The organism is Streptomyces sp. NPDC033221, from assembly GCF_055577005.1.
On the sequence record NZ_JBVIQN010000005.1, the window covers coordinates 351,384 to 370,090 of the forward strand.

General features: G+C 67.9%; 21 protein-coding genes and 1 pseudogene. 17 read left to right on the top strand and 5 right to left on the bottom strand.

Annotation, left to right across the window (positions count from 1 at the left end):
* The first annotated feature begins 774 nt into the window (after positions 1-774).
* From ACZ53K_RS09300 to ACZ53K_RS09320, 5 genes and pseudogenes are all read left to right on the top strand, one after another.
* The gene (locus ACZ53K_RS09300; RefSeq protein WP_468833282.1) at positions 775-1,134 is read left to right on the top strand and encodes a hypothetical protein; all 360 of its coding nucleotides are present in this window, start codon (positions 775-777) and stop codon (positions 1,132-1,134) included.
* Between the two features lie 48 nt (positions 1,135-1,182).
* Positions 1,183-1,860: pseudogene (locus ACZ53K_RS09305) on the top strand (N-acetylmuramoyl-L-alanine amidase); the annotation flags it as partial.
* Between the two features lie 60 nt (positions 1,861-1,920).
* On the top strand, positions 1,921-2,244 hold the full coding sequence (locus ACZ53K_RS09310) for a peptidoglycan-binding domain-containing protein (RefSeq protein WP_468833402.1): 324 nt from the start codon (positions 1,921-1,923) through the stop codon (positions 2,242-2,244).
* A gap of 5 nt (positions 2,245-2,249) precedes the next feature.
* Positions 2,250-2,453, top strand: coding sequence for a hypothetical protein (locus ACZ53K_RS09315; RefSeq protein ID WP_468833284.1), 204 nt, complete (start codon positions 2,250-2,252; stop codon positions 2,451-2,453).
* A 143-nt stretch (positions 2,454-2,596) separates the two neighbouring features.
* Entirely contained in the window at positions 2,597-2,806 is a 210-nt protein-coding gene (locus ACZ53K_RS09320; protein ID WP_468833285.1) for a DUF6207 family protein, read from the top strand.
* A gap of 31 nt (positions 2,807-2,837) precedes the next feature.
* Here the strand turns inward: ACZ53K_RS09320 and ACZ53K_RS09325 are convergent, their stop codons facing one another.
* The 5 genes from ACZ53K_RS09325 to ACZ53K_RS09345 all read right to left on the bottom strand — a co-directional run bounded on the left by ACZ53K_RS09325 (position 2,838) and on the right by ACZ53K_RS09345 (position 8,042).
* Positions 2,838-3,287 carry an NUDIX hydrolase gene (locus ACZ53K_RS09325; protein WP_468833287.1) on the bottom strand — a complete coding sequence of 150 codons (450 nt, stop codon included), beginning with the start codon at positions 3,285-3,287 and terminating at the stop codon, positions 2,838-2,840.
* A 93-nt stretch (positions 3,288-3,380) separates the two neighbouring features.
* Positions 3,381-4,505 carry a DNA glycosylase AlkZ-like family protein gene (locus ACZ53K_RS09330; protein ID WP_468833290.1) on the bottom strand — a complete coding sequence of 375 codons (1,125 nt, stop codon included), beginning with the start codon at positions 4,503-4,505 and terminating at the stop codon, positions 3,381-3,383.
* Between the two features lie 79 nt (positions 4,506-4,584).
* On the bottom strand, positions 4,585-5,922 hold the full coding sequence (locus ACZ53K_RS09335) for a B12-binding domain-containing radical SAM protein (RefSeq protein WP_468833292.1): 1,338 nt from the start codon (positions 5,920-5,922) through the stop codon (positions 4,585-4,587).
* A gap of 190 nt (positions 5,923-6,112) precedes the next feature.
* On the bottom strand, positions 6,113-6,673 hold the full coding sequence (locus tag ACZ53K_RS09340; RefSeq protein ID WP_468833294.1) for a GNAT family N-acetyltransferase: 561 nt from the start codon (positions 6,671-6,673) through the stop codon (positions 6,113-6,115).
* A gap of 22 nt (positions 6,674-6,695) precedes the next feature.
* The gene (locus ACZ53K_RS09345) at positions 6,696-8,042 is read right to left on the bottom strand and encodes a hypothetical protein (RefSeq protein WP_468833297.1); all 1,347 of its coding nucleotides are present in this window, start codon (positions 8,040-8,042) and stop codon (positions 6,696-6,698) included.
* 506 nt (positions 8,043-8,548) lie between these two features.
* Between ACZ53K_RS09345 and ACZ53K_RS09350 the strand changes: the two genes are divergently transcribed.
* From ACZ53K_RS09350 to ACZ53K_RS09405, 12 genes are all read left to right on the top strand, one after another.
* Positions 8,549-9,097, top strand: coding sequence for a hypothetical protein (locus ACZ53K_RS09350; protein WP_468833299.1), 549 nt, complete (start codon positions 8,549-8,551; stop codon positions 9,095-9,097).
* Positions 9,098-9,390: 293 nt separating this feature from the next.
* Positions 9,391-10,242: a hypothetical protein gene (locus ACZ53K_RS09355; protein ID WP_468833301.1), complete on the top strand. Its 852-nt coding sequence runs from the start codon at positions 9,391-9,393 to the stop codon at positions 10,240-10,242.
* 58 nt (positions 10,243-10,300) lie between these two features.
* A complete protein-coding gene (locus ACZ53K_RS09360) occupies positions 10,301-11,068 on the top strand; it encodes a hypothetical protein (RefSeq protein ID WP_468833304.1) in 768 nt (255 codons plus the stop codon).
* The gene (locus ACZ53K_RS09365; protein WP_468833306.1) at positions 11,065-11,556 is read left to right on the top strand and encodes a helix-turn-helix transcriptional regulator; all 492 of its coding nucleotides are present in this window, start codon (positions 11,065-11,067) and stop codon (positions 11,554-11,556) included. The genes ACZ53K_RS09360 and ACZ53K_RS09365 overlap by 4 nt, the downstream gene beginning before the upstream one ends.
* A gap of 86 nt (positions 11,557-11,642) precedes the next feature.
* Complete coding sequence (locus tag ACZ53K_RS09370; RefSeq protein WP_468833308.1) at positions 11,643-11,774, top strand: hypothetical protein; 132 nt, start codon at positions 11,643-11,645, stop codon at positions 11,772-11,774.
* 26 nt (positions 11,775-11,800) lie between these two features.
* A complete protein-coding gene (locus ACZ53K_RS09375; RefSeq protein ID WP_468833311.1) occupies positions 11,801-12,001 on the top strand; it encodes a DUF5999 family protein in 201 nt (66 codons plus the stop codon).
* A gap of 1,008 nt (positions 12,002-13,009) precedes the next feature.
* Positions 13,010-13,573 carry a hypothetical protein gene (locus tag ACZ53K_RS09380; protein WP_468833313.1) on the top strand — a complete coding sequence of 188 codons (564 nt, stop codon included), beginning with the start codon at positions 13,010-13,012 and terminating at the stop codon, positions 13,571-13,573.
* 192 nt (positions 13,574-13,765) lie between these two features.
* On the top strand, positions 13,766-14,089 hold the full coding sequence (locus tag ACZ53K_RS09385) for a hypothetical protein (RefSeq protein WP_468833315.1): 324 nt from the start codon (positions 13,766-13,768) through the stop codon (positions 14,087-14,089).
* A gap of 45 nt (positions 14,090-14,134) precedes the next feature.
* A complete protein-coding gene (locus ACZ53K_RS09390) occupies positions 14,135-15,247 on the top strand; it encodes an AAA family ATPase (RefSeq protein ID WP_468833317.1) in 1,113 nt (370 codons plus the stop codon).
* Positions 15,248-15,304: 57 nt separating this feature from the next.
* Positions 15,305-16,465, top strand: coding sequence for a PD-(D/E)XK nuclease family protein (locus ACZ53K_RS09395; protein ID WP_468833320.1), 1,161 nt, complete (start codon positions 15,305-15,307; stop codon positions 16,463-16,465).
* A 1,139-nt stretch (positions 16,466-17,604) separates the two neighbouring features.
* A complete protein-coding gene (locus ACZ53K_RS09400; RefSeq protein WP_468833322.1) occupies positions 17,605-18,195 on the top strand; it encodes a hypothetical protein in 591 nt (196 codons plus the stop codon).
* Positions 18,196-18,213: 18 nt separating this feature from the next.
* Positions 18,214-18,669, top strand: a complete 456-nt coding sequence (locus ACZ53K_RS09405) for a hypothetical protein (protein WP_468833324.1) — start codon at positions 18,214-18,216, stop codon at positions 18,667-18,669.
* Positions 18,670-18,707 lie beyond the last annotated feature (38 nt).

An 18,707-nucleotide genomic window follows, 5' to 3' on the forward strand; every position in this document is an offset into this window, starting at 1 on the left:
GCACAGGCGCAAGTCAGGCGCAGGGCTACCGTGGGCCACGCGTGCCTGTGCCGCCGAGTGCCGATTTTCATCCGCCTTCGCTGCCTCTGCCCAGCCCCACCCAACGCTGCGCGACCTGCAGCGCCCCACCATCGCGAGATCGATGCGCGCGAGAATTCCCGAATCAGCACCCCCAGCGGGGAGTTCACCGTACGCTCACCATGTGCCAAGGCACGCCTCGTCCTCATCTTCACCTCTCCCCGGGCCAGCCGGGCCCAGGGGCGCGCGATGGGAGAAACGGGCATGTGGAGGTGCATCCAGAAGTGGCTGCGGAGGCTCGGCCGACGTGACCTCGCATTAATCGTGATCGCCGGGTTCGTGTCGGCGATTGCGGCGAGGCTCGTGGACGCCGTGTCGTAGAAGCCGACCCCGGTGTCCGATATACACCAGGGTCGGCGGCTCAACGGCCGCCCGCCCTGCCCCACACCAGCCAGGTATGGGGCAGGGCAACACTGTGTTCGGAATGAGGGCTGCGCCAGTTACAGCGCGATACGTCGTCCACCCATTGGCTCTCGGATGCTCCTGGGCTCGTGTGTGCCGCGCATTCGGTTCGCTGTGTCCGAACGAGCAGAGTTTGTTCTTGGCGGGTGTCTCCGAGGATGTCACATTCCAACTTGACAGGTGGGGAAACTGGTCAAGTTCACTAGCGTCAGGACGGACCGGCCGCCCTCACACCCACCGCCGCTCGTCACCGTACGATCGTGATCAGGCGTGGGGTTGCCGGGAGTGATTGCGGTGTCTGTGCCGCCGGGTGCCGAGCCCACGCTGTGGGAGCTGCACCGCGCCGTCTCACAGCTGCGTGAGGACCTGCGCGGCGACCTCGCCCAGCTCGCCGCCCGCCTCGATCACGTGGTCACTGAGGACGTGTACCGGGCGGATCAACGGGTGGTCGAACAGCGCATCGGCCAGGTCGAAGCCGGCCTGGCGGCCCTGCGGAGCGAGCACGAGCAGGTGGTCGAGCGCGGTGCGCAGCAGCGCCGGGAAGATCAGGCGCAGGCGGCTGCGACCCGTCGCCTGGTGATCAGTTCGTTCGTCTCGCCGCTGCTGGTGATGACGTTGCAGCTGTGGCTGGCTTCGCACGGGTCGGCGTCGTAGCCGGTCGAGGGGTGAGTTTTCGGGCGCGGGGAGATAGTGAGCGCCGAGTTGGCGACACCGATGAGCCCTGACCGTCTGGTGACTGCTCTGCGGGCAGAGGGTGTGAAGGTGGTGGAGCGTCCGGGCTGGCGGACGCACAACCGCAATGGGAAGGGGCCGTGGGGCCCGGTGAATGGTGTGGTGATCCACCACACCGTCACGTCCGGCACGAGCAACACGGTCAGCATCTGCGAGAACGGATACGCGGGACTCCCCGGGCCGCTGTGCCACGGAGTGATCGCGAAGGACGGCACCGTCTACCTGATCGGCAACGGCCGCGCCAACCACGCCGGCCGCGGGGACGGCGACGTGCTGCGAGCCGTGATCGCTGAGCGGCCGCTGCCCGCAGCCGACCAGGCTGACACCGACGGCAACACGCATTTCTACGGCTTCGAGTGCGAGAACCTGGGTGACGGCGCTGATCCGTGGCCGGACGTGCAGCTGGAGGCGATCGAGCGGGCGGCGACCGCGGTGTGCCGGGTGCACGGCTGGGGCGCCGGGTCGGTGATCGGTCACCGGGAGTGGCAGCCCGGCAAGGTCGACCCAAAGGGCTTTGGCATGGGCGACCTGCGCTCACGGATCGCCGTGCGCCTCAAGGGGCGACCGACCGGTGGCGGCTCCAGCACCGGCGGGGCGATAGCCTCGACGTACACGGTGCGGCCGGGCGAGACCCTGTCGGGCATCGGAGCCAAGCTGAAGATCAACTGGAAGGCCATCGCGCAGGCGAACGGCCTCACGGCCCCGTACGTGATCAAGCCCGGTCAGCAGCTTAAGCTCCCCGGCACCGGTGCGTCCTCCGGTGGAGGCGGCTCGTACAGCCCGCCGCCGTTCCCCGCCGGCCTCGCGCCGAACCACAGCTCACCGTCCGCACGCGGCCTCCAGCAGGGGCTGAAGGACACTGGCTGGCTCGACCCCTCGGTGCCGCTGTCCGACAACTACGGGCCGCAGACGCAGAAGGCCGTCGCCAGCTTCAACCGCAAGCACAACCTGTTCACCACCGGCCACCCCGAGGATCCGGCCATCGGCCGCCGGGGCTGGGACCTGCTCCACCGACTCGCCTACGGAAACTGAAACCTTTGCTCTCCTTCATCCACACCCACAGCACCCGGCTGTACGCCATTGCCGCAGCCGCGCTCGCCCTGATCGCCTACTACGTACCCAGTCTTCCAACCGAACTGATCCTCGCCCTGACTGCCGCCATCCTCGGTACGGGTGAGGCGGTCCAGCGAATAGAAAACGCCAAGACCACCAAGGCGCTCACCGTGTCAGCTACGAGCTGACGGACATCAGATAACTCACGTGAGGTCCCTGCCTGCCAGCAGGGGCCTCACCACATCTTGGCACTCCCTATCGGGTGAATCGCGGCCTAGGCCGGAACCGTCCTCGGGCAGCCCCTCTCCGGTATGTCGAGGGACTATCGCCAATGAGGGGAGGGCTGGTGTCGCATCCCGCGCACTGTGAGCCCGGAGTTGTACGAATCGAAGTCACTGCTCTCGATACATACGCCACTGATGTCGTGCGCCAGCAGTTGGCCAGCCGCTGGACGTGTGGTGGACCCGAGCGGTCCGACGATGGGAACGGGCCCGGTGTCCGGGTGCTGTTCTACGCCTACCTCGGAGCTGATGCGAGGTAGGCAGGACCGGTAAGCCGGTGACGTCGGACGGTCACCAGCCGTACTTACTACTGATGCGGCCGACAGCAATGTGGTGCAGGGCGGCCGCGTGGTAGGGCACGGTGTCGTCGGGCGCCGCGTTGAGGGAAAACCAGGAGATGCCGCCGCACTTGTCGGGTTCGGCGTTGTACGGTTCGCCGTCCCAGGAGTGGGCGCGGTAGAAGATGCCGAAGCGTGGGTCTTCTCCGGGGGCCCGGTGGTCGATGACGTGGGCGAGTTCGAGGTGGTCCGGGTCGACGCGTACGCCGATCTCTTCCCACCCTTCGCGGACGGTGCCGTGGTCGGTGGGTTCGTCTTCTTCCAGATGGCCGGAGGGGACCTGCCATAGCCCGGAGGCGTATCCGCCTTTGCGCAGGCTGAGCAGGACCCGGTTGCCGCGGATCAGCAGGAGGTGAACGTCGATGATCCGGCGGTGGCGCTGGACGGTGAGGGGTGCGGTCACGGTGAGGGCGTTTCTCGTGAGTCCGGTGAAGCCACCGATTATGCCGCGGCTGCGGGGGTTGGCCGAGCCTTTTGCGCCCTTCGGGGGAACGGCTCAGCCGGGTTCGGTGCGCAGGAAGGCTTCGGCCTGGTCTAGGCGGTGGCGGACGTCGCGCATCACTGTGCGGGACAGCCGCGTGAGGAGGCTGTGGTGCACGGTTCGGGTCTTCTTGTCCCAGTTCCAGGTGCCGACGATCCGGCCGGCGAGGGTGATGGCGGCGCGGACTTCGCCGATCTGGTTGAACACCTGGGCGTGGTGAGCGGCGTCTCGGTAGCGGTCGCGGGTGGCGAAGTAGCCCTTGAGGCTGGGGTCTTCGAAGGCGAGCAGGCGTACGTGGTCGGCCGGTAGGGGTGGCGCGGCACGGATGTGGTCGATGTCCTCGGCCAGGGCGAGGAGTTCGCCGGGCAGCCCTTCGACGCGCACGGGCGTGATGGCGGAGCGCAGGGTGGCCAGGGCTGGACTGATCTCGGCCTGGCTCAGTCCTGTCCACCACAGCAGGTCCGCGGTGGAGGCCGGAGCGTAGGCGTGAAGGTAGTGGCGGATGAGCCGAGCGGTCGCGGTGGTGGTGTCGGGGTGGGTGAGGCGGGTTGCCGGGTGGGCGTGCTCGACGAGAGCGAACCCGCGTTGTTCACGGTGCAGAGAAGGGGAGGTGTTACGGCAGGTGACGTGTCCGGACTCCCAGGCCCATTTGATGCCCAGCCGCACCGCTTCGACCGCCGGTGAGGGCTGAGCCTTGAGCATCCGGTCTTGCAGGTCACGGTAGGCGAGCGACCCGCCGGCCAGTGCGTCTTGGCACTGGATGCCAGTTCTTTCCAGGTCGTTGCGGCTCAGGCCGTGGCGGCGGGCGGTGGCCAGGGTGGCGCCCTGGCGAAGGCGCAGGGTGGCGGTGTGGGCGTCGGCTGCGTGTTCGTGGGGCCATAGGTGCAGGGTGCGGCGTACGCAGCGGACCTTGATCAAGGTGCCGTGGGGTGAGAGGGCGTGGCGCAGATCGTTTGCGCAGAACTCGGGCAGGCGGGTGTGGGCGGTGACGTAGGGCGTCAGCAGTCGGGCGGCGTGCAGGCCCGCCTGGGCGGTGGCGAGTGCGGCCAGGTCGGCGGGGCCGGGCTGGGGGCCCCAGCCGTGTCGGTTGGCGATCGCGGCTCGTTCGACGGCCGCCGGCAGCGTCAAGGTGGAGTGCACTGCGGATGCTCCTCTTGGGCTCGGCGGGGCGCCGGTGGCTACGGTGCCGTGGGGAGCATCCGAGCGTAGCGGGGAGCGATCAGGCGGGGGCGGCGGTTGTCGGGAGTTGGTGCCGGTCGGGCCACAGTTCACCGACCATGGCGGCAAGCTGCTCGTACCCGGCTTGTACCTCGGCGAACTGCTCTTCGGTTCCCCACCAGTGCGTGTCGTTGTGGTGGATGTGGTACTGGCCCCAGTCGCCGTTCCAGCCGGGTTGGCTGCTGGTGCCGTGCAGGTCGAATTCATCGGGGTGGTCGTAGACGTAGGTGCCCGGCAGTGGCACGAAGCGGAACAGGGAGACGCGGTCGATGTCCGGGGCGATCTCGGCTAACAGGTCCATCGTCTCGGCTGTGGTGTGCCGGTCCTCGCCGGGGAAGCCGTGGATGAGGAACAGCTTGACGTTGATCCCCGCGGCGCGGCTGCTGTGCACGGCGCGGTGGATGTGTTCGGCGGTGATCTTCTTGCGCATGGCCTTGAGGATCTTGGGGCTGCCGGACTCCATGCCGTACTTGATCTCCATGCAGCCGGAGGCGGCCATGTCGGCGAGCAGCGGCCCGTCGACGGTATCGACGCGGGACAGGGCCGACCACTTGAGGCCGAGGTCGGTGATGTGGGTGCAGATGTCGCGGACCTTGTTCTTGTTGACGATGAAGTTGTCGTCCACGATGGCGAAGCCTTCGATGCCGTACCGGTCGATCATGTCGACCAGTTCCTGGCGGGCGCTGGTACCCGAGCGGTACTGGATGCGGGTCTGGGCGGCGGCGCAGAAGCGGCAGGGGAAGGGGCAGCCGCGGCTGAACATGACGTGCGCCATGCGCAGGTCCGTGGTGCTGAGCCGGTCGCTCATGACGAGGTCGGCCTCGGGGAGCAGGTGCCGGGCCGGCAGCGGGAGCTGGTCGATGCTCTTAAGCAGCGTCCGCGGCCGGGTGCGGTGCGGCGCACCGTCACGCAGGTAGCAGATGCCGTCGACGTCCTCGAAGCGGCGGGTGGCGGCGCGGGTGAGCAGGTGGAGGAGGGTCTCTTCGCCTTCGCCGATGCCGACCACGTCCGGTTCGATGTCCAGCAGGGTCTGCTCGGGGTAGAAGTTCGGGTGCACGCCGCCGGCCAGGATCAGCGGGTCTTTGTCGTAGCGGCTGTCACGACGGCAATCGCGGATCACACCGTAGGTGGCCGAGGAGGGGATGGTGAAGGCGACCGCCTCGTAGCCGGTGAAGTCCCGTACGTGGTCGCCGTCGGCAACCTTGAACACCGTGACCTCGTGTCCGGACCGCTCGGTGACGGCGGCGAGGTAGAGCACGCCGAAGGGCGGGAATTCCCGCCGGTTCTCCTTGAAGCGCGCCAGATCGAGGACTTCCGGATAGACCAGTGCTACACGCATGTTCCCTCCGCTGTTGGCGGGCGGGTGAGTTCGGGCCCCGTCACCGGGTGACAGGGGCGGGGCCGAGCCGAGGACATGCTCGGTCGGGCTTCTCGAATCGCGCGTAATGCTGTCGTACGGGTGGTATGCGGCGGCTGGCCGCTCGCGAGCGGCGCCGGTGAACCGGAGGTTGGGGGCTGGTGCCCGTCTACTAGGTGTCGGTGCGGGCTTGCCATTCGTCCTGGAGGATCGCGTACGTGATGGAGTCACGCCACGCTCCCCGGACGTAGACGTGCCCGCGGATGCGCCCTTCTTCGACCATGCCGGCCGCGAGGAGGGTCTTGGCGGATGCCTCGTTGCGCGGGGCCCGTGCTGCCCACACGCGGTGCAGGCCGAGATCGGTGAAGGCCAGGTCGAGGGTCAGCCGTACGGTCTCCCGGCCGTAGCCGACGCCCCAGGCGTCGGGCCGCAGGGCGAAGCCCATGGTGGCGGCCTTCTGCTGGTGGGGGTCGGTGGCCAGGCGGGTGAGGCCGATGAGGTCGCCGTCGTTCCCCTGCGTGACGACGGCGAGGACGTATTCCTGGCGCGGGTTGGCCGTTGCGGCGGTGATGCCGCGGGCAACGATGCCGCCGACCTCGTTGCGAGTGCGCGGGGTGAAGCTGAGGTGTTCGGTGGCCGCCGGGCTCCCGTAGATGGCGTGCACGGCGTCCACGTCGTCGAGGGTCAGCTCGCGTAGTGCGAGGCGGGTGCTGTGGCGGTTGACCGGGTACATGACCGCGGATGTTACTCGCCGATCATCGGGGCAGTGCGAGGGGGCGTTGCCGTCCGTAGATTTCGATCTCTTCGCGCAGGTCGCGTGCGGTCATGGAGTCACGGCCGTACCCGGTGTTCAACTGGTTCGCGACGCGGTTGATGGAGTAGACGATGCCAGCGTTGCGCTGGCGCAGTGGCAGGTCGAGGACGGGGCGGACGGCTTCGACGGCGCCGTCCAGCTCGGAGGTGTACAGCCGGGCCAGGGCGAGATTGGTCTGGGCGCCGGCGGCGTCACCGAAGGCCCAGTGCGGGTCGGTGGGGTTGCTGTAGCCGTGCACTGTCTGCTCGGCCTGTGTGACCAGCCTGGCGTCCCCGTGGCCCAGGAGGGCCTTCGCCTCGACCTCGTAGTAGTCCTGCCGAATCTTGGGGAACTCCAAAAGTCCGCCCAGGGCGTCGAGCTCGTCTGGCTCGCAGATTTCGCGGAGTTCGGTGGCGCGCCGGTTGGCCTGGCGGACGGTTTCCTGGTCGCCGAGCAGTGCGGCTGCGCGGGCTTCCAAGCTGGCCGCCCATACGGTGACGCTGCCGCGCTGCCCCTGGGCGGTGGTTGCGGCTGACCGCGCGAAGTGCAGCGCCCGGCTCGGCTCGCCCGCCCAGTACGTGATCAGGGATTTCAGGCCCCCGACCCACGCTTCCATGGCGGTGTGGTCGGCCTTGGTGGCGCAGACGCTGGCGGCCCGGGCGTGCATCATGGCCGAAGTGGGGTCGCCCAGGTCGTGACATGCCTTGGCGTACATGCCGCTGGTCAGGGCCGACAGGAGGTACAAGTCCCGGGTCTGGGACGGCCGGGCGCGGCCGCCTTCCAGGAGGGTGAACGTTTGCTCCTGGGTCTCGGTGAGGTCGTCGAGGATTTCCGCGAGCGGTACGCGGGTGTACCGCGCGGCGAGGTCGCGTACGCGGTCTTGGACGTAGCCCATGGTCTCCTCTCCGAGCTGTTCGTGTTCGACTCCTATCGCGAATTGCATCGCGCGCCGTGCTGCCATGGCTGCTTGCCGCCCCATCTGTCGTAGGTGTGCGCCGTCCTCGGCGCTGGTGTTCGCCGGTGCCGGACCGTGCTGTTCGACGGGTGGTAACTGGTCGGGGGCTTGCGCCCACAGCTCGTCGATCGAGTAGTTGAACATGTGCACCAGGACCCGCCGGGCGTCGCCGCGTGGGATGTGTGTGCCGTAGTACCACCGCTCGAAGGTGGCGTTGGACAGCGTCAGGCCCATGAGGCCCGCGTTGTCTTCTGTGGCGGCGACTTCTTTCGCTGCCCGTTGGTATCGCGACCGGAACGCCGGGAACGCCTTCCACTCGCGTTGATCGATCAGCGCACGGAACAGCGTGTGCATCGTGTGCCTCATCCCCTCGGCTCAGCACTTGTCTTTCGACGGTAGGACTATCCCTTCCCAACTCCCGGCGAAAAGTGGGCGCTTTCGAACTATGAGGTGGAAATGAGGAAACCACGCTTCGCGGACTCGGCGTAGTGAGGGAGATGTGAGGTCAGCGTGCGGATGGATCTGCGTTTGACCAGCCGCCAGGCTCATAGCGTCTCGTCGAGACGGCTCCCGACGCGGGGTCTTTCCGGGTCTCCGCTCGTAGTCGTCTACCGCGTCGTCCTGTGCGGCAACTGCTGGCCTGGGGCGCTGGCGAGACGCCTGAGCAAGCACGCCCACCCCCGGGGTGATGCTTCCCCGGCCTTGCGCCACGTATTGGAGCGCACATGATGTCCCCCGCGAGCACAACAGCGCGGCCTGACGAAGGCACGCGCCCGACCAGAAAGGTGAAGGCGGCTCGCTCTAGAGTGACGGGCCATTCTCCTTGGGATGCTGACCAGTTGCGGCGAGCTGCCGCTTGCTTGAAGGTCAAGCGTGACGCCGATATCCGGGTCGCCGCTGCGCAGGCGGCCGATGCGGTGTTGATGAAGGATGCGCCGCTGTTGTCGGACGCCGAGGTTCGTCGGCGCATCGTCGGCCTGGAGCGGCACCTCCAGGCCGTGACCGGTCTGCTGAACAGCCGGGTCGGTGACGACCCGCCGCATGTCTTACGGCTGCTCCTCACCCGCGCCCAGCACGTTCAGCGGGAGACGCCGCCTGGGCCGATGGGCCCGACGGTTCATATGCTCCGCCTGGCCGAGGAGATTCAGCAGCAGGTGCGCTACCTGGAGGCGGGCCCCACCGCCCTGAACCGCGCCCCGTCGGCTGTCACCGCGCGCCCGCCTCAGCTCCGCCCTCGCCCTGTCAGGCCCCAACCGCGCACCCCGCCGGTGGGACATCGCCGCGCGGGATGTGCTCGGCGTGCTGCCTCGCTGATCCGGCGGCATCCGGGCGCGGCCGTACTGACCACCGTGGTGTGTCTGCCGACTCTCTACGGCATCAGCCAGTTGGTCACCGTCCTGCACGCCTGACGCTCGGCCGGCTCTCTCCGGCCCCGTGTGCCGCCTCTTCGCCGGGCCCCGCGGTCCTGCCGTCCCGGCGGAGAGGCCCGTCCCCCTTTCCGTCCGCTCACCTCGAAAGCAGACATGGCTCCCCATTTCCTTTCCCCGCCGTGGTCGGCACGCCGCACGGTGTCGGCCCCGCAGTACCTCGGGCGAGTGCGCGTAGACGGCACCCCCGTCGGCGCGATCACCGTGCCGCTGTCGACCAGTCCCCCGCTGCCGCTGCCGACCGCTCCCGCCCCTCGCCCTTCCTGGGCCGCCTCATGAGCGGCATCAAGGTGGACGTCCGGGACGAGACCCGGCTGGCTCCCCGGCTCGCCCGGCTGGCCCGGCAGGTGCTGACTGAGGCGTCGCCTCGGCTGGAGGAGATCACCGGCCTGGTGACGCCCACGGTCACCTACCGCCTGGTGACACCGCGAGTCTGGCGGGCGGAGGTGGTGGCCTACGTCGACCGGGGCGTGCAGCAGGCGTTCGTCGGCTCCGAGGTCTCCGCGCGGGAGCGGGCGGAAGCCGAGTACAAGGTGGCGTCCTGGCACAAGGCCATGACGCGGTCCTGGCCGCTGTTCGAAGCCATGACCCTGACCGACCCCAATGGCCAGCCGCAGACGCTGATCGCGCCGCGGGCACTGCACCACACCGGGGTCTGCCGCAGCCGCCTGGCACTGCGACGGCTGCTGGTGCACGAGTGCGTCCACCACGCTCAGATATTCGCCAGCCAGGGCGTGGTCGTACCGCCCCGCGTGTCGGTACGCCGCTACCCCTACGACGACCGGGCGGTCCCGGCCCTGTTCGAGGGACATGCGGAATGGGCCGAACGCCTGCACACTCTTGAGCTGTTCGGCGCTCTACCGCCTGCGGATGCCTTACACCGCTCCTGGCGCTACCGGCTGCACCAGCAGATCGCACGCCGAGGACAACAGGGCACAGCAGCCCCACCTGAACCGAGTGGCCCCGCTCTGGACCCGCGGGAGGATGGAGCACGCTTCGTCACCGCCGCAGTGGCCGGAGTCGGCGATGTGACGAAGTTCAACTTGATCTGGCACGACCGGAGTCTGGCGCCTACCGAGGAAGAGATCCGACAGCCCGAAGCGTGGCTGCTGCGGGTTGGCCTGTGACTGTCCACAGAGTCCCGGCGTACGCGGCGTTCACCACCACGAAGAGACCACACGGCCGATGAACACACCATCTCCAATCAACCCTGCGACCCTTTCGGTACCGGGCTCGTCCGAGGCTTCGGCTCCGGTGCTGCGGCGGCCGGACACCGTCCCCTACATCACCCGCTGGAGCGCCGAAACCGAGATCAGCACCCCGGTCATACCCGCCCGAGGCGGTGCGGGAATTGCCTTCCCGGACGAGATCCCCGGTGACCGCGATCGGCACGGTGTGCTGTGGATGCGCCGCAAGGTCAACTTCGGTACTGGCGCGCCCCAGTTTTCGCTGGTGCACTCGGTGCGCCAGCGGTACGCGATGCGACGGCTGCACTGCCAGGTGTGCCGCCAGCCGGCCGACCGTAACGAGCAGGGCATCTTGTGGCTTCTGGAAGACGGCCGCGCCGACCGGCCGGACTGGCCGGATGGCGAGCTGACCGTCCACCCGCCCGTCTGCAGCGTTGCGTGCATCGAGAAGGCCACCGGGCAATGCCGGTACCTGCGGGACAACTGGGTGACCGTGCGCGTGAACGAACCGGTCGTCGACGGCGTCTACGGGCAGCTCTATCGCCCCGGTCGGCCGCTGCCCACGCCGGTCCAGAAGGTGACCCGTCTCTACGAGGCGCCGGACGTGCTCTGGGTCCTCGCTTCTCAGCTCGTGGCCACGCTCAACGGCTGCACCGTCGTGCGGGCCTGGGCACCACAGCCCCGTCCCGCTGCTCCCCGCGAGGACCCTGAGGTCGTCCCTCCGCGTACCGCCTCCGCCCGTACCCGAAGGAGACAGAAGCGATGACTCCGCCCCCGGTCGATCCCGCGCACGTCACTGCCCGGGAGAAGCAGCTGCTCATCCTCGTCGCGCAGGGCAAGAAGAACCGGGAGATCGCCGCCGAGCTCCGCCTGGCCCCCACGAGCGTGCGCACCTACCTGGTCATGCTGCGCCACAAGCTCGGCGTCCGGGGACACCGGGCGACGCTGGCCCGCGTCGCCTTCCGCCTCCGGTACGTGGATCCCGGCACGGCCAAGAGCGATGCCCCCGCGCTGGCTAACGGAGAACGGGTCCTGTTGCGGGACGTGGCGGACGGCCTGACGTTGAACGGGATCGCTGCCAAGAACGGCAAGACCTACGACCAGGTCAAAGTCAGCATGGCCCAGTTGTTCAGCAGGCTGGGGGCTGATGACCGCATAGACGCGATGCGTGTCTGCGAGCAGTACGGCCTCCTCAACGAGGACGCGGACAACTCCGGCCCGCCCGGCAACGGCCGGCCCGACAAGGCCGCCTGAGACGACCGCTCGGTGCGCCGGAGCGAACCTCCCTGGCCCACCGAGCGGCATCCACTTCCCCGTACACCACCACACCGAGGAACACGTTGCCCGAGCAGAACACCAGTGACCAGGACAGCCAGAACGAGGATCAGGACCTCCCGAAGGGGCTGGGCAGCATCGGCTGCGGCACCACCGAGGGCCACTGCACGGACCCCAACCGGCACAGCTTCATGTAGCCCGACACGTCGCGAAAGGACCGCTCATGTGCCAGCACCAGCCGCCCTGTCCGACGGCCGACGCAGCCGACCGGGACGCCGCCCACCTGGTGGCTCACCACCCGGAACAGGGCTGGAGCCTGTTATGCAACGGCGTTCTGCACTTCGAAGACACCGGAGACCTGCTGCCCGACGGCCAGGTCATCCGTCCGTGCCGGCCCACCCGTCGTGATCGGCAGGCCGCGTGACGTGCCCTACCGCATCAAACCCCAGTCACGGTTGTTGAAGGGAACAGCCTGGGAGCCGTGTGAGGCTCCTGCTACAGCCCTACGAGCCCCGCAGACCATGTATGTCTCCCCTGCGATCAGGGGGGCCTTCGCCGCCATCCACCGCATAGATGCCTGGTTCGGCGCCCGTCTTCTGCGGGCACTCACCATGCACCTGATCGTGTCTGGCTCGTGGAGGCATTCGGCTGAGCGCGGGTTGTACTGCGTGCGAGAACAGAGCAAGAAGCATGGCCTGTGCCACCAGATGGTGGTGGGGCCGACTGGGCTGCACGCCTACGAATACCGCACCAGCCACATGGCGGCACGGTGTGGCCTTGCGGTGAACCCGCCACTCGAAGGAGCGCGGTTGTGGCTCCCGCCAGTACGCGGGGATCTGCCGCCTGCCGACAGTATCGTTCCGTGGCGCTATCTGCTGTCGTTCAGTTCATCGCTATCGGTGCGAATGAGCGAAGACGTGGTGTGGGCCTATGCCCGGCACGTCGACAGCGGGGCCTCTCCTATGGAGCTCGCCGATGCCTACGTGGCCACAGCGCGGCGCGCGATAGCTGTCGCTGAGCTGGCCCCCCGGCAGCCAGGGCGCTACGAGGTCAGCGGCGATGACGGTCTCATGTGGCAAGTGCTGGTCGACCAGCACATTCACGAGAAGCCTCTGGTCAGGGATGTCCGGCCTTCGGTAGGGCGGTTCGAGAGACCCGTTCGGCGCATGCGGAGCACGGGTGTCCCTTTTCGGGTGCCGACCGGTGGCCCCCCGCCTTTCCCGGCAGACCGCGAGGCGCACCGGACGTTCTGACGGGGGACGTAAGGCGCGAACCGCGAAGGCCCCGGTCGTGAGACTCGGGGCCTTCGCTGCACCTCTTGGAAGGGGCGTCTTCACACTAACAGTGGCTGCCGACAGTCCGGCCAAGAGTTCGACGACACGACGCTTACGCGTATTCTGCTATCCCTATTTCGGGATGGAAGGAGACCGCTGTGGCGAAGCCGCTGTTGTTTGGCCGTAAGGAGATCGCGCGGGTGTACAACATCGCACCGACAGCGGTCAGTGACCGTTGGGTGCCGGCTGGAATCTTGTCGTACGAGGACGCGGCGATCGTTTCCGGGAAGCCGTTTTGGCCGGGCGGCCTGGTCGTAGATGTCGCGCTGCCGCCCGGAGGTAGGGGGCGCCAGCTGGACGAGGGACTGTTGGAGAAGGTGGTGGAGGAGCAGCAGGCAACCTCGCGCCCCAAGAAGAAGGGTGAGCTGCCTCCGTTGGTGGGGACGCAGGAGTACGGAGAGCTGTTCGGGGTCGGCGAGGTGTCCGCCGCCCAGGCGGTGACTCGGAGCACGGGGATGCTGCCGCCGGCGGACTACACGCTGTCGGGCTCGCGCTTGTGGCTCCTGGACACGGTGCTTGACGCCGCCGAGGTGACGATGCAGAAGTCCCGGAAGTCGACGTGGCAGCTTCGGCTGGATGTCGCGGACGCGTTGCGGGAGGGCCGGTACGACGGGCCCGGGTCGTTCATCGCGAAGCGCGGCGTTGCCGCGCAGAAGCCATAGCGAGTGCGATACGGCTGGGCAGGTGGCGGTGGCGTCCGGGTGGGCGCCGCCGCCGTTTCCGTGATTGACCCCCACCCCATACATAGTAGAATGTAGTTATCGAAGGAGGGGGGCGTTTGATCAGACGCGCCCCATGTCGCAAAATAGGCCGCAGCATTTAAACGGAGGGGGGAAGGTATGGCTTCAGAACAGTTGGAACTACCCGTTGCGCCCTTGCGGCACCCCAAGGACCTCAGCAGTGCCAGCATCCAGGATCGCTTCGAGTCGTTCCACCAGCTCAACCCATGGATTCTTGACCAGCTGGAGGCGCTGACCTCCGACTGCGTCAACCAGGGGATCAAGCGCGTGGGCATCGGGATGCTGTTTGAGGTTCTGCGCTGGCAGTACGGCAGGGCGACTCTCGGCGAGCCATGGAAGCTGAACAACGACTACCGATCCAGGTACGTGCGCAAGCTCATCGACCTGCACCCCGAGTGGACACCCCTGTTCGAGCTCCGGGGCCTTCGCTCGGCCTAAAAATAGGCCGCCGCATTTGATGACCTCTTGGACTGGAGCTGTCGCATGACCACCCCTACCGTCCCGAAGCTGCGCACCCGCCAGCCAACGGGCGCCATCCCCTGGCCGAAGATCCTGATCGAAGGTGAAGAGAAGGGCGGCAAGAGCCACCTCGCCGCCTCCTTCACCGGATGCCATCGCACCGGTCAGGCGTACTGGCTGGAACTCGGCGAGGACACCGCCGACGAGTACGCCGCCGTTCCGGGGGCCGACTACCTGCTGATCGAGCACAACGGCACCTACCGCGACATCCTCGGCCAGATCGAAGCCGTGCACGCCGAAGCCAAGCGCGCCGCCGCCGCAGGAGAGCCGCCCGTCGTGCTGGTGATCGACTCGGTGTCCCTGCTGTGGCGGATGCTCGTGAACTGGACGCAGGACCGCGGCCGGCGCAGCAAGACCGGGCAGAAGAAGCTGCGCTACGACCCGGACGCGGAGATCAAGCCGGGCATGAACCTGTGGAACGACGCCACCGAACGGTGGAACCGGGTGATGTACCTGGTGCGAACCATGCCCGGCATCGTGCTCCTCCTGGCGCGCGGCAAGGAAGTGCAGGCCATCGACGGTGCGGGAGAGCCCATTCCGAACACGAAGACGTGGCGCGTCGAGGGGCAGAAGTCGCTGGCGTTCGACGCCACCGTGTGGGTGCGGCTCCTGCGCGGGGATGATCACGCCTACGTGGTAGGTGCCCGTTCCTTGAAATTCCACGTCCCCCGCGAGGGCAGGCCCAAGGCGATACCGAACTTCTCGATCGAGTCGCTGGTGTTCGACCTTATGGGCTGCGGCCCCCACTCGGCGCCGCGCCAGGCCCCGCAGTTGACCGGAGACCTGGCACAGCCGTGGATCGCGAAGGTTCAGGAGACGGCTGAGAAGAACGGCATTCCGGGGCTCCAGGAGCTGTGGAAGAAGGTCGGGGCAGACAAGTCCCTCAGCCGGGACGAGATCAACGTGGTGCGTCACGCGATCACCCAGCAGGTAGCGGCGTTGAAGAACCCGCCGAAGATCGAGGACCCGACCAGCGATGCGGCCAAACTGCGCGCAGCGGCCCTCACGGAGCAGGACGAGCAAGGCGAGCCGGAGCCGGATCCATTCGATGAGGACCCGTACGCCCCCGCCGCCTGATCACCCCTGCCTCATTCACGCCGGGCCCGTCATTACGGGCGGGCCCGGCGTGCCCTCTTGGAGAAACGCGTGACTGCAACACTGACCGAGCCCGCCCCGGTGTCGATCTGGGATGCCGCTACCGCCGTCGACGCCCGGCGCCCCCGGTCACAGCAACGACAACTCGGCGCGTCCGACACCGTGTGCCAGCGCCGCGCCGGATACGTCGTGCACCAGGTGCCGCCCACGGACACGCCGGACAAGAAGGCCGCGATCCTCGGCACCTATATCCACGCCGGACTGCTGGAGTCCGCCCGTACCGAATACGGCTGGCTGGTGGAACGCACGGTCGCCGACGACCGGATCCGCGGGCACATCGACGTCGTACAGCTGGATGCCGCGACGGCCGCTCGTCTGCCGCAGCGGCACCGGCCCGTCCAGCCGGCCGAGGTTCTGACGGTCGAGGACGTGAAGACGAAGTCGAGCCGCGTGTGGGACCGCGTCATCCGGTACGGGCCGACGGCTGCCGAGGTGCGGCAGGTCCTGCTGTACGCCGACCTGCTGCGCACGGTCGGGTTCGCGGATGTGCCTGGGCAGCGGTACCTGCACCGGATAGGGCCTGTGGACGTGCAGCGGATCCGCTTTCGCTTCGTGTGCCGGGATACCGGCGAAGAGCACATCGACGAGTTCGACTTTGACCCGTGGCTGGCGGACGAGGCCCGGTGGTGGGTGGACCGGGTGTTGGAAGCGGACACCCCCGAGGAGTTGTCCCGTGATCACGATGGTCCGGGCTTGCCCACGAAGACGCTGTGCGACTACTGCCCGTGGGCGTCGGCGTGCTGGCCCGGGGCGGCTCCGGGCAGCCCAGTGCAAACGATCCTGGTGCACGACGACGAAGACCGCACTGCTGCTCTGGCGGAGTACGCGCGCCACCGTGAGCGGGAGAGCGCGTCGAGGAAGCGTAAGCAAGTGCTTCGGGCGATGCTCGACGACTCACCCGAGGGCTGCTATGGGGACAACACGCTGAGCTGGGGTGGCGGTAACCCGAAGGAGGAACCTGACGTTCAGGCGTTGGTCGACACGTTCGAGAACGCCGGGCTGACGGTTCCCATGGTCCCGGATGTGAACGGCATGGTGGCTATAGCCCGTCGCGCCGGCGTGGCGGTGCCGATGCGTAACGCGGCGGGGCAGAAGACGCCCCGCACCATCAACGTCACGCGTTCCCGCAAGCGCCCCTGACGCCCCCTTGAGCGGCCCCGCGCGCACGGCGCGGGGTTCCGCTCCCTTTTTGATCTTTTCGAGCCCTGTGCTGCCTTGGAGGCATGTTCCGTGACCATTCTGCGCCGCCACCTGACTTCCGGGTTCACGGTGATGCCCAACTCGGCCGTGAACGATGAGCGGTTGAGTTTTCGGGCGCGGGGCATCCTGACGTGGCTCATCTCGAAGCCGGACAACTGGGAAGTACGGATCACGGCGATCGCGGCCGCAGGGAAAGAGGGCCGGGAGGCTGTGGCGGAGGCGGTGCGGGAGCTGAAGAGGCTCGGCTACTACCGCGTGGTGACCGACCGGGGTCCGGGTGGACGACTCTCGCGCTTCACCGAGGTGTACGACACGGCGCAGGGCTGGGTAGCCGAGGAGTATGAGCGGCTGGAGGCTCGCCGGTTGTCCAGAAAGCTGTCCAAGAAGCTGGGCTCTGACGCTGCGGAGAGTTCTTCGGGGACCGAAGACGGGTTTCCGGGGGTCGGTTCACCGGGGGTCGGTTCACCGGAGTCGGGTGGACCGGGGATTCTAGGTAGTAACCACAACCAACACCTTCAGAAAGAGATCCCCCCTACCCCCGTGGCTGTCGCCGCAGGGGAGCCATTGCCCGCTGACGGCGAAGAGCCAGCGTCTGCGGGGAAGGGGGCGCCGCGTCGGGCGTGTGCTGCTCATCCGGATGTTCCAGGGCGTTCGTGTCGAGGCTGCGGGACAAGTCCGCGTGCGCAGCGTGAGGCGGAGAAACGGGCAGAGAGGGAGCGGGTCAAACGGGCTGAGCGAGCGGTGAACGAGAGCACGTTGGCGGAGCTTCGGCGCCGGCCGGGTGGTGATGGCTTGTCGGAGGTGGCTCGGCGTCGGATCGAAGAGATGCGCGGGGTGCGACAGCAGGTGATGCACCCGAGCTCTGGAGTGGGGGCGATATCGACCAAGAAATAGGCCGTCGTTTATGATTCCGGCTGGACTGCTAGCCACCTGCTTAATCATCCCAGAGAGCCGAGTGACCCCCCGCAGGCCACCCGAGCAACGACTAGCCCCTGCGGTAGACCCAGCGCACCACAGGAGGCAACGACTCACACATTCGACCGCGGCTTAATAGGCCGCTGCATTACTTGAGGGAAGGTATGACGAACGCCTCCGTTCCCGCACCGGACGCCCCACGAGAGTGGGCCGGACTGAAGGCAGGGGACTCCACAGCGGAGCTGACGGACGAAGACCGACGGATGGCCGTACACGGATTCTTCACCCCGGCCGAGCTGTTGGAGTTCGCCCATCTCGCCGACGCCAGCGCGCGCGTCGCGTGGGCGGCGCACCACTTCGGGCGGCCCACAGCTCCCCGCCGAATGCAGCGCGTGAAGGGCGAGCCTGACGCTGGGGCCTCAACCTGCTGGGGCCCCAGCACGGGTGGGTTCACGTACGAGGTGCAGGCGCCTTCGGGCACTCGCACTGGCCGCCTGTCGTGGTCGGAAGTGCACATTCAGGTCACCGAGCGGCTGACGCCCGTGCGCTACGGAGCCCTGCGCCAAGCAGTCGAGGTCGAGCAGGCACACGCGGCCGCATATACGACATGCCCCCTTCCATACCGGACGGCCGAAGTGTGGAACGACCTTTTCTACCGCTCGTGGTCGCGTCGTTCGGCCGCTCTGTCTCTGCGTTCGACGGCCGCATTGAACGCCATCGTGCCCGCCGCCGTGGCTCACCCGCCCCTCTTCTGACGTCGCGAGGAACATTCCGTGATCACCCCTACCAAGCCGTCTACCTGGATCGATGCCGTGCCGTGCGCCGCCAAGGACGGCTACGTGCCCGATGCTTCACAGGTCGACTCACCCAGCGACCTCATCGCCGCAAGCACTCCACTGATGCAGGACTGCGCGGACTCCTGCCCGTTCATCTTCCGGTGCTACGAGCGGGTGCGCCCGGAAGCCGGCCGGTTCGACGGCGTGTGCGCGGCTCGGGTGTGGATCAACGGGAGGGGGGTCGCGAAGGCCGAGGGCGCTCCGGCGCTGGGCAAACTGCCTTCACGGGCGGGGAGTTGCGGCACTAGCGGAGGGGTGGCCGGTCACGGGCGAGTGGGGGAGCCCTTGTGTGGGGAGTGCCGGGAGGTGGCGCTGCGCGCCCAGGTGCGCTCCGCCGGCCCGGCGAGCATTCGCAAGCGTTCGCGAGGCAAGAGTTCCGCCGCGGCAGCCTGATCGAAGCGCGCGGCGGATGGCGCGCACACCCGGGCGGA

Coding starts and splice junctions, on each gene's coding strand:
- ACZ53K_RS09320 (WP_468833285.1), top strand. CDS start 2,597: ATGAGGGGAGGGCTGGTGTCGCATCCCGCGCACTGTGAGCCCGGAGTT.
- ACZ53K_RS09335 (WP_468833292.1), bottom strand. CDS start 5,922: ATGCGTGTAGCACTGGTCTATCCGGAAGTCCTCGATCTGGCGCGCTTC.
- ACZ53K_RS09340 (WP_468833294.1), bottom strand. CDS start 6,673: ATGTACCCGGTCAACCGCCACAGCACCCGCCTCGCACTACGCGAGCTG.
- ACZ53K_RS09345 (WP_468833297.1), bottom strand. CDS start 8,042: ATGCACACGCTGTTCCGTGCGCTGATCGATCAACGCGAGTGGAAGGCG.
- ACZ53K_RS09355 (WP_468833301.1), top strand. CDS start 9,391: ATGAGCGGCATCAAGGTGGACGTCCGGGACGAGACCCGGCTGGCTCCC.
- ACZ53K_RS09360 (WP_468833304.1), top strand. CDS start 10,301: ATGAACACACCATCTCCAATCAACCCTGCGACCCTTTCGGTACCGGGC.
- ACZ53K_RS09365 (WP_468833306.1), top strand. CDS start 11,065: ATGACTCCGCCCCCGGTCGATCCCGCGCACGTCACTGCCCGGGAGAAG.
- ACZ53K_RS09375 (WP_468833311.1), top strand. CDS start 11,801: ATGTGCCAGCACCAGCCGCCCTGTCCGACGGCCGACGCAGCCGACCGG.
- ACZ53K_RS09390 (WP_468833317.1), top strand. CDS start 14,135: ATGACCACCCCTACCGTCCCGAAGCTGCGCACCCGCCAGCCAACGGGC.
- ACZ53K_RS09400 (WP_468833322.1), top strand. CDS start 17,605: ATGACGAACGCCTCCGTTCCCGCACCGGACGCCCCACGAGAGTGGGCC.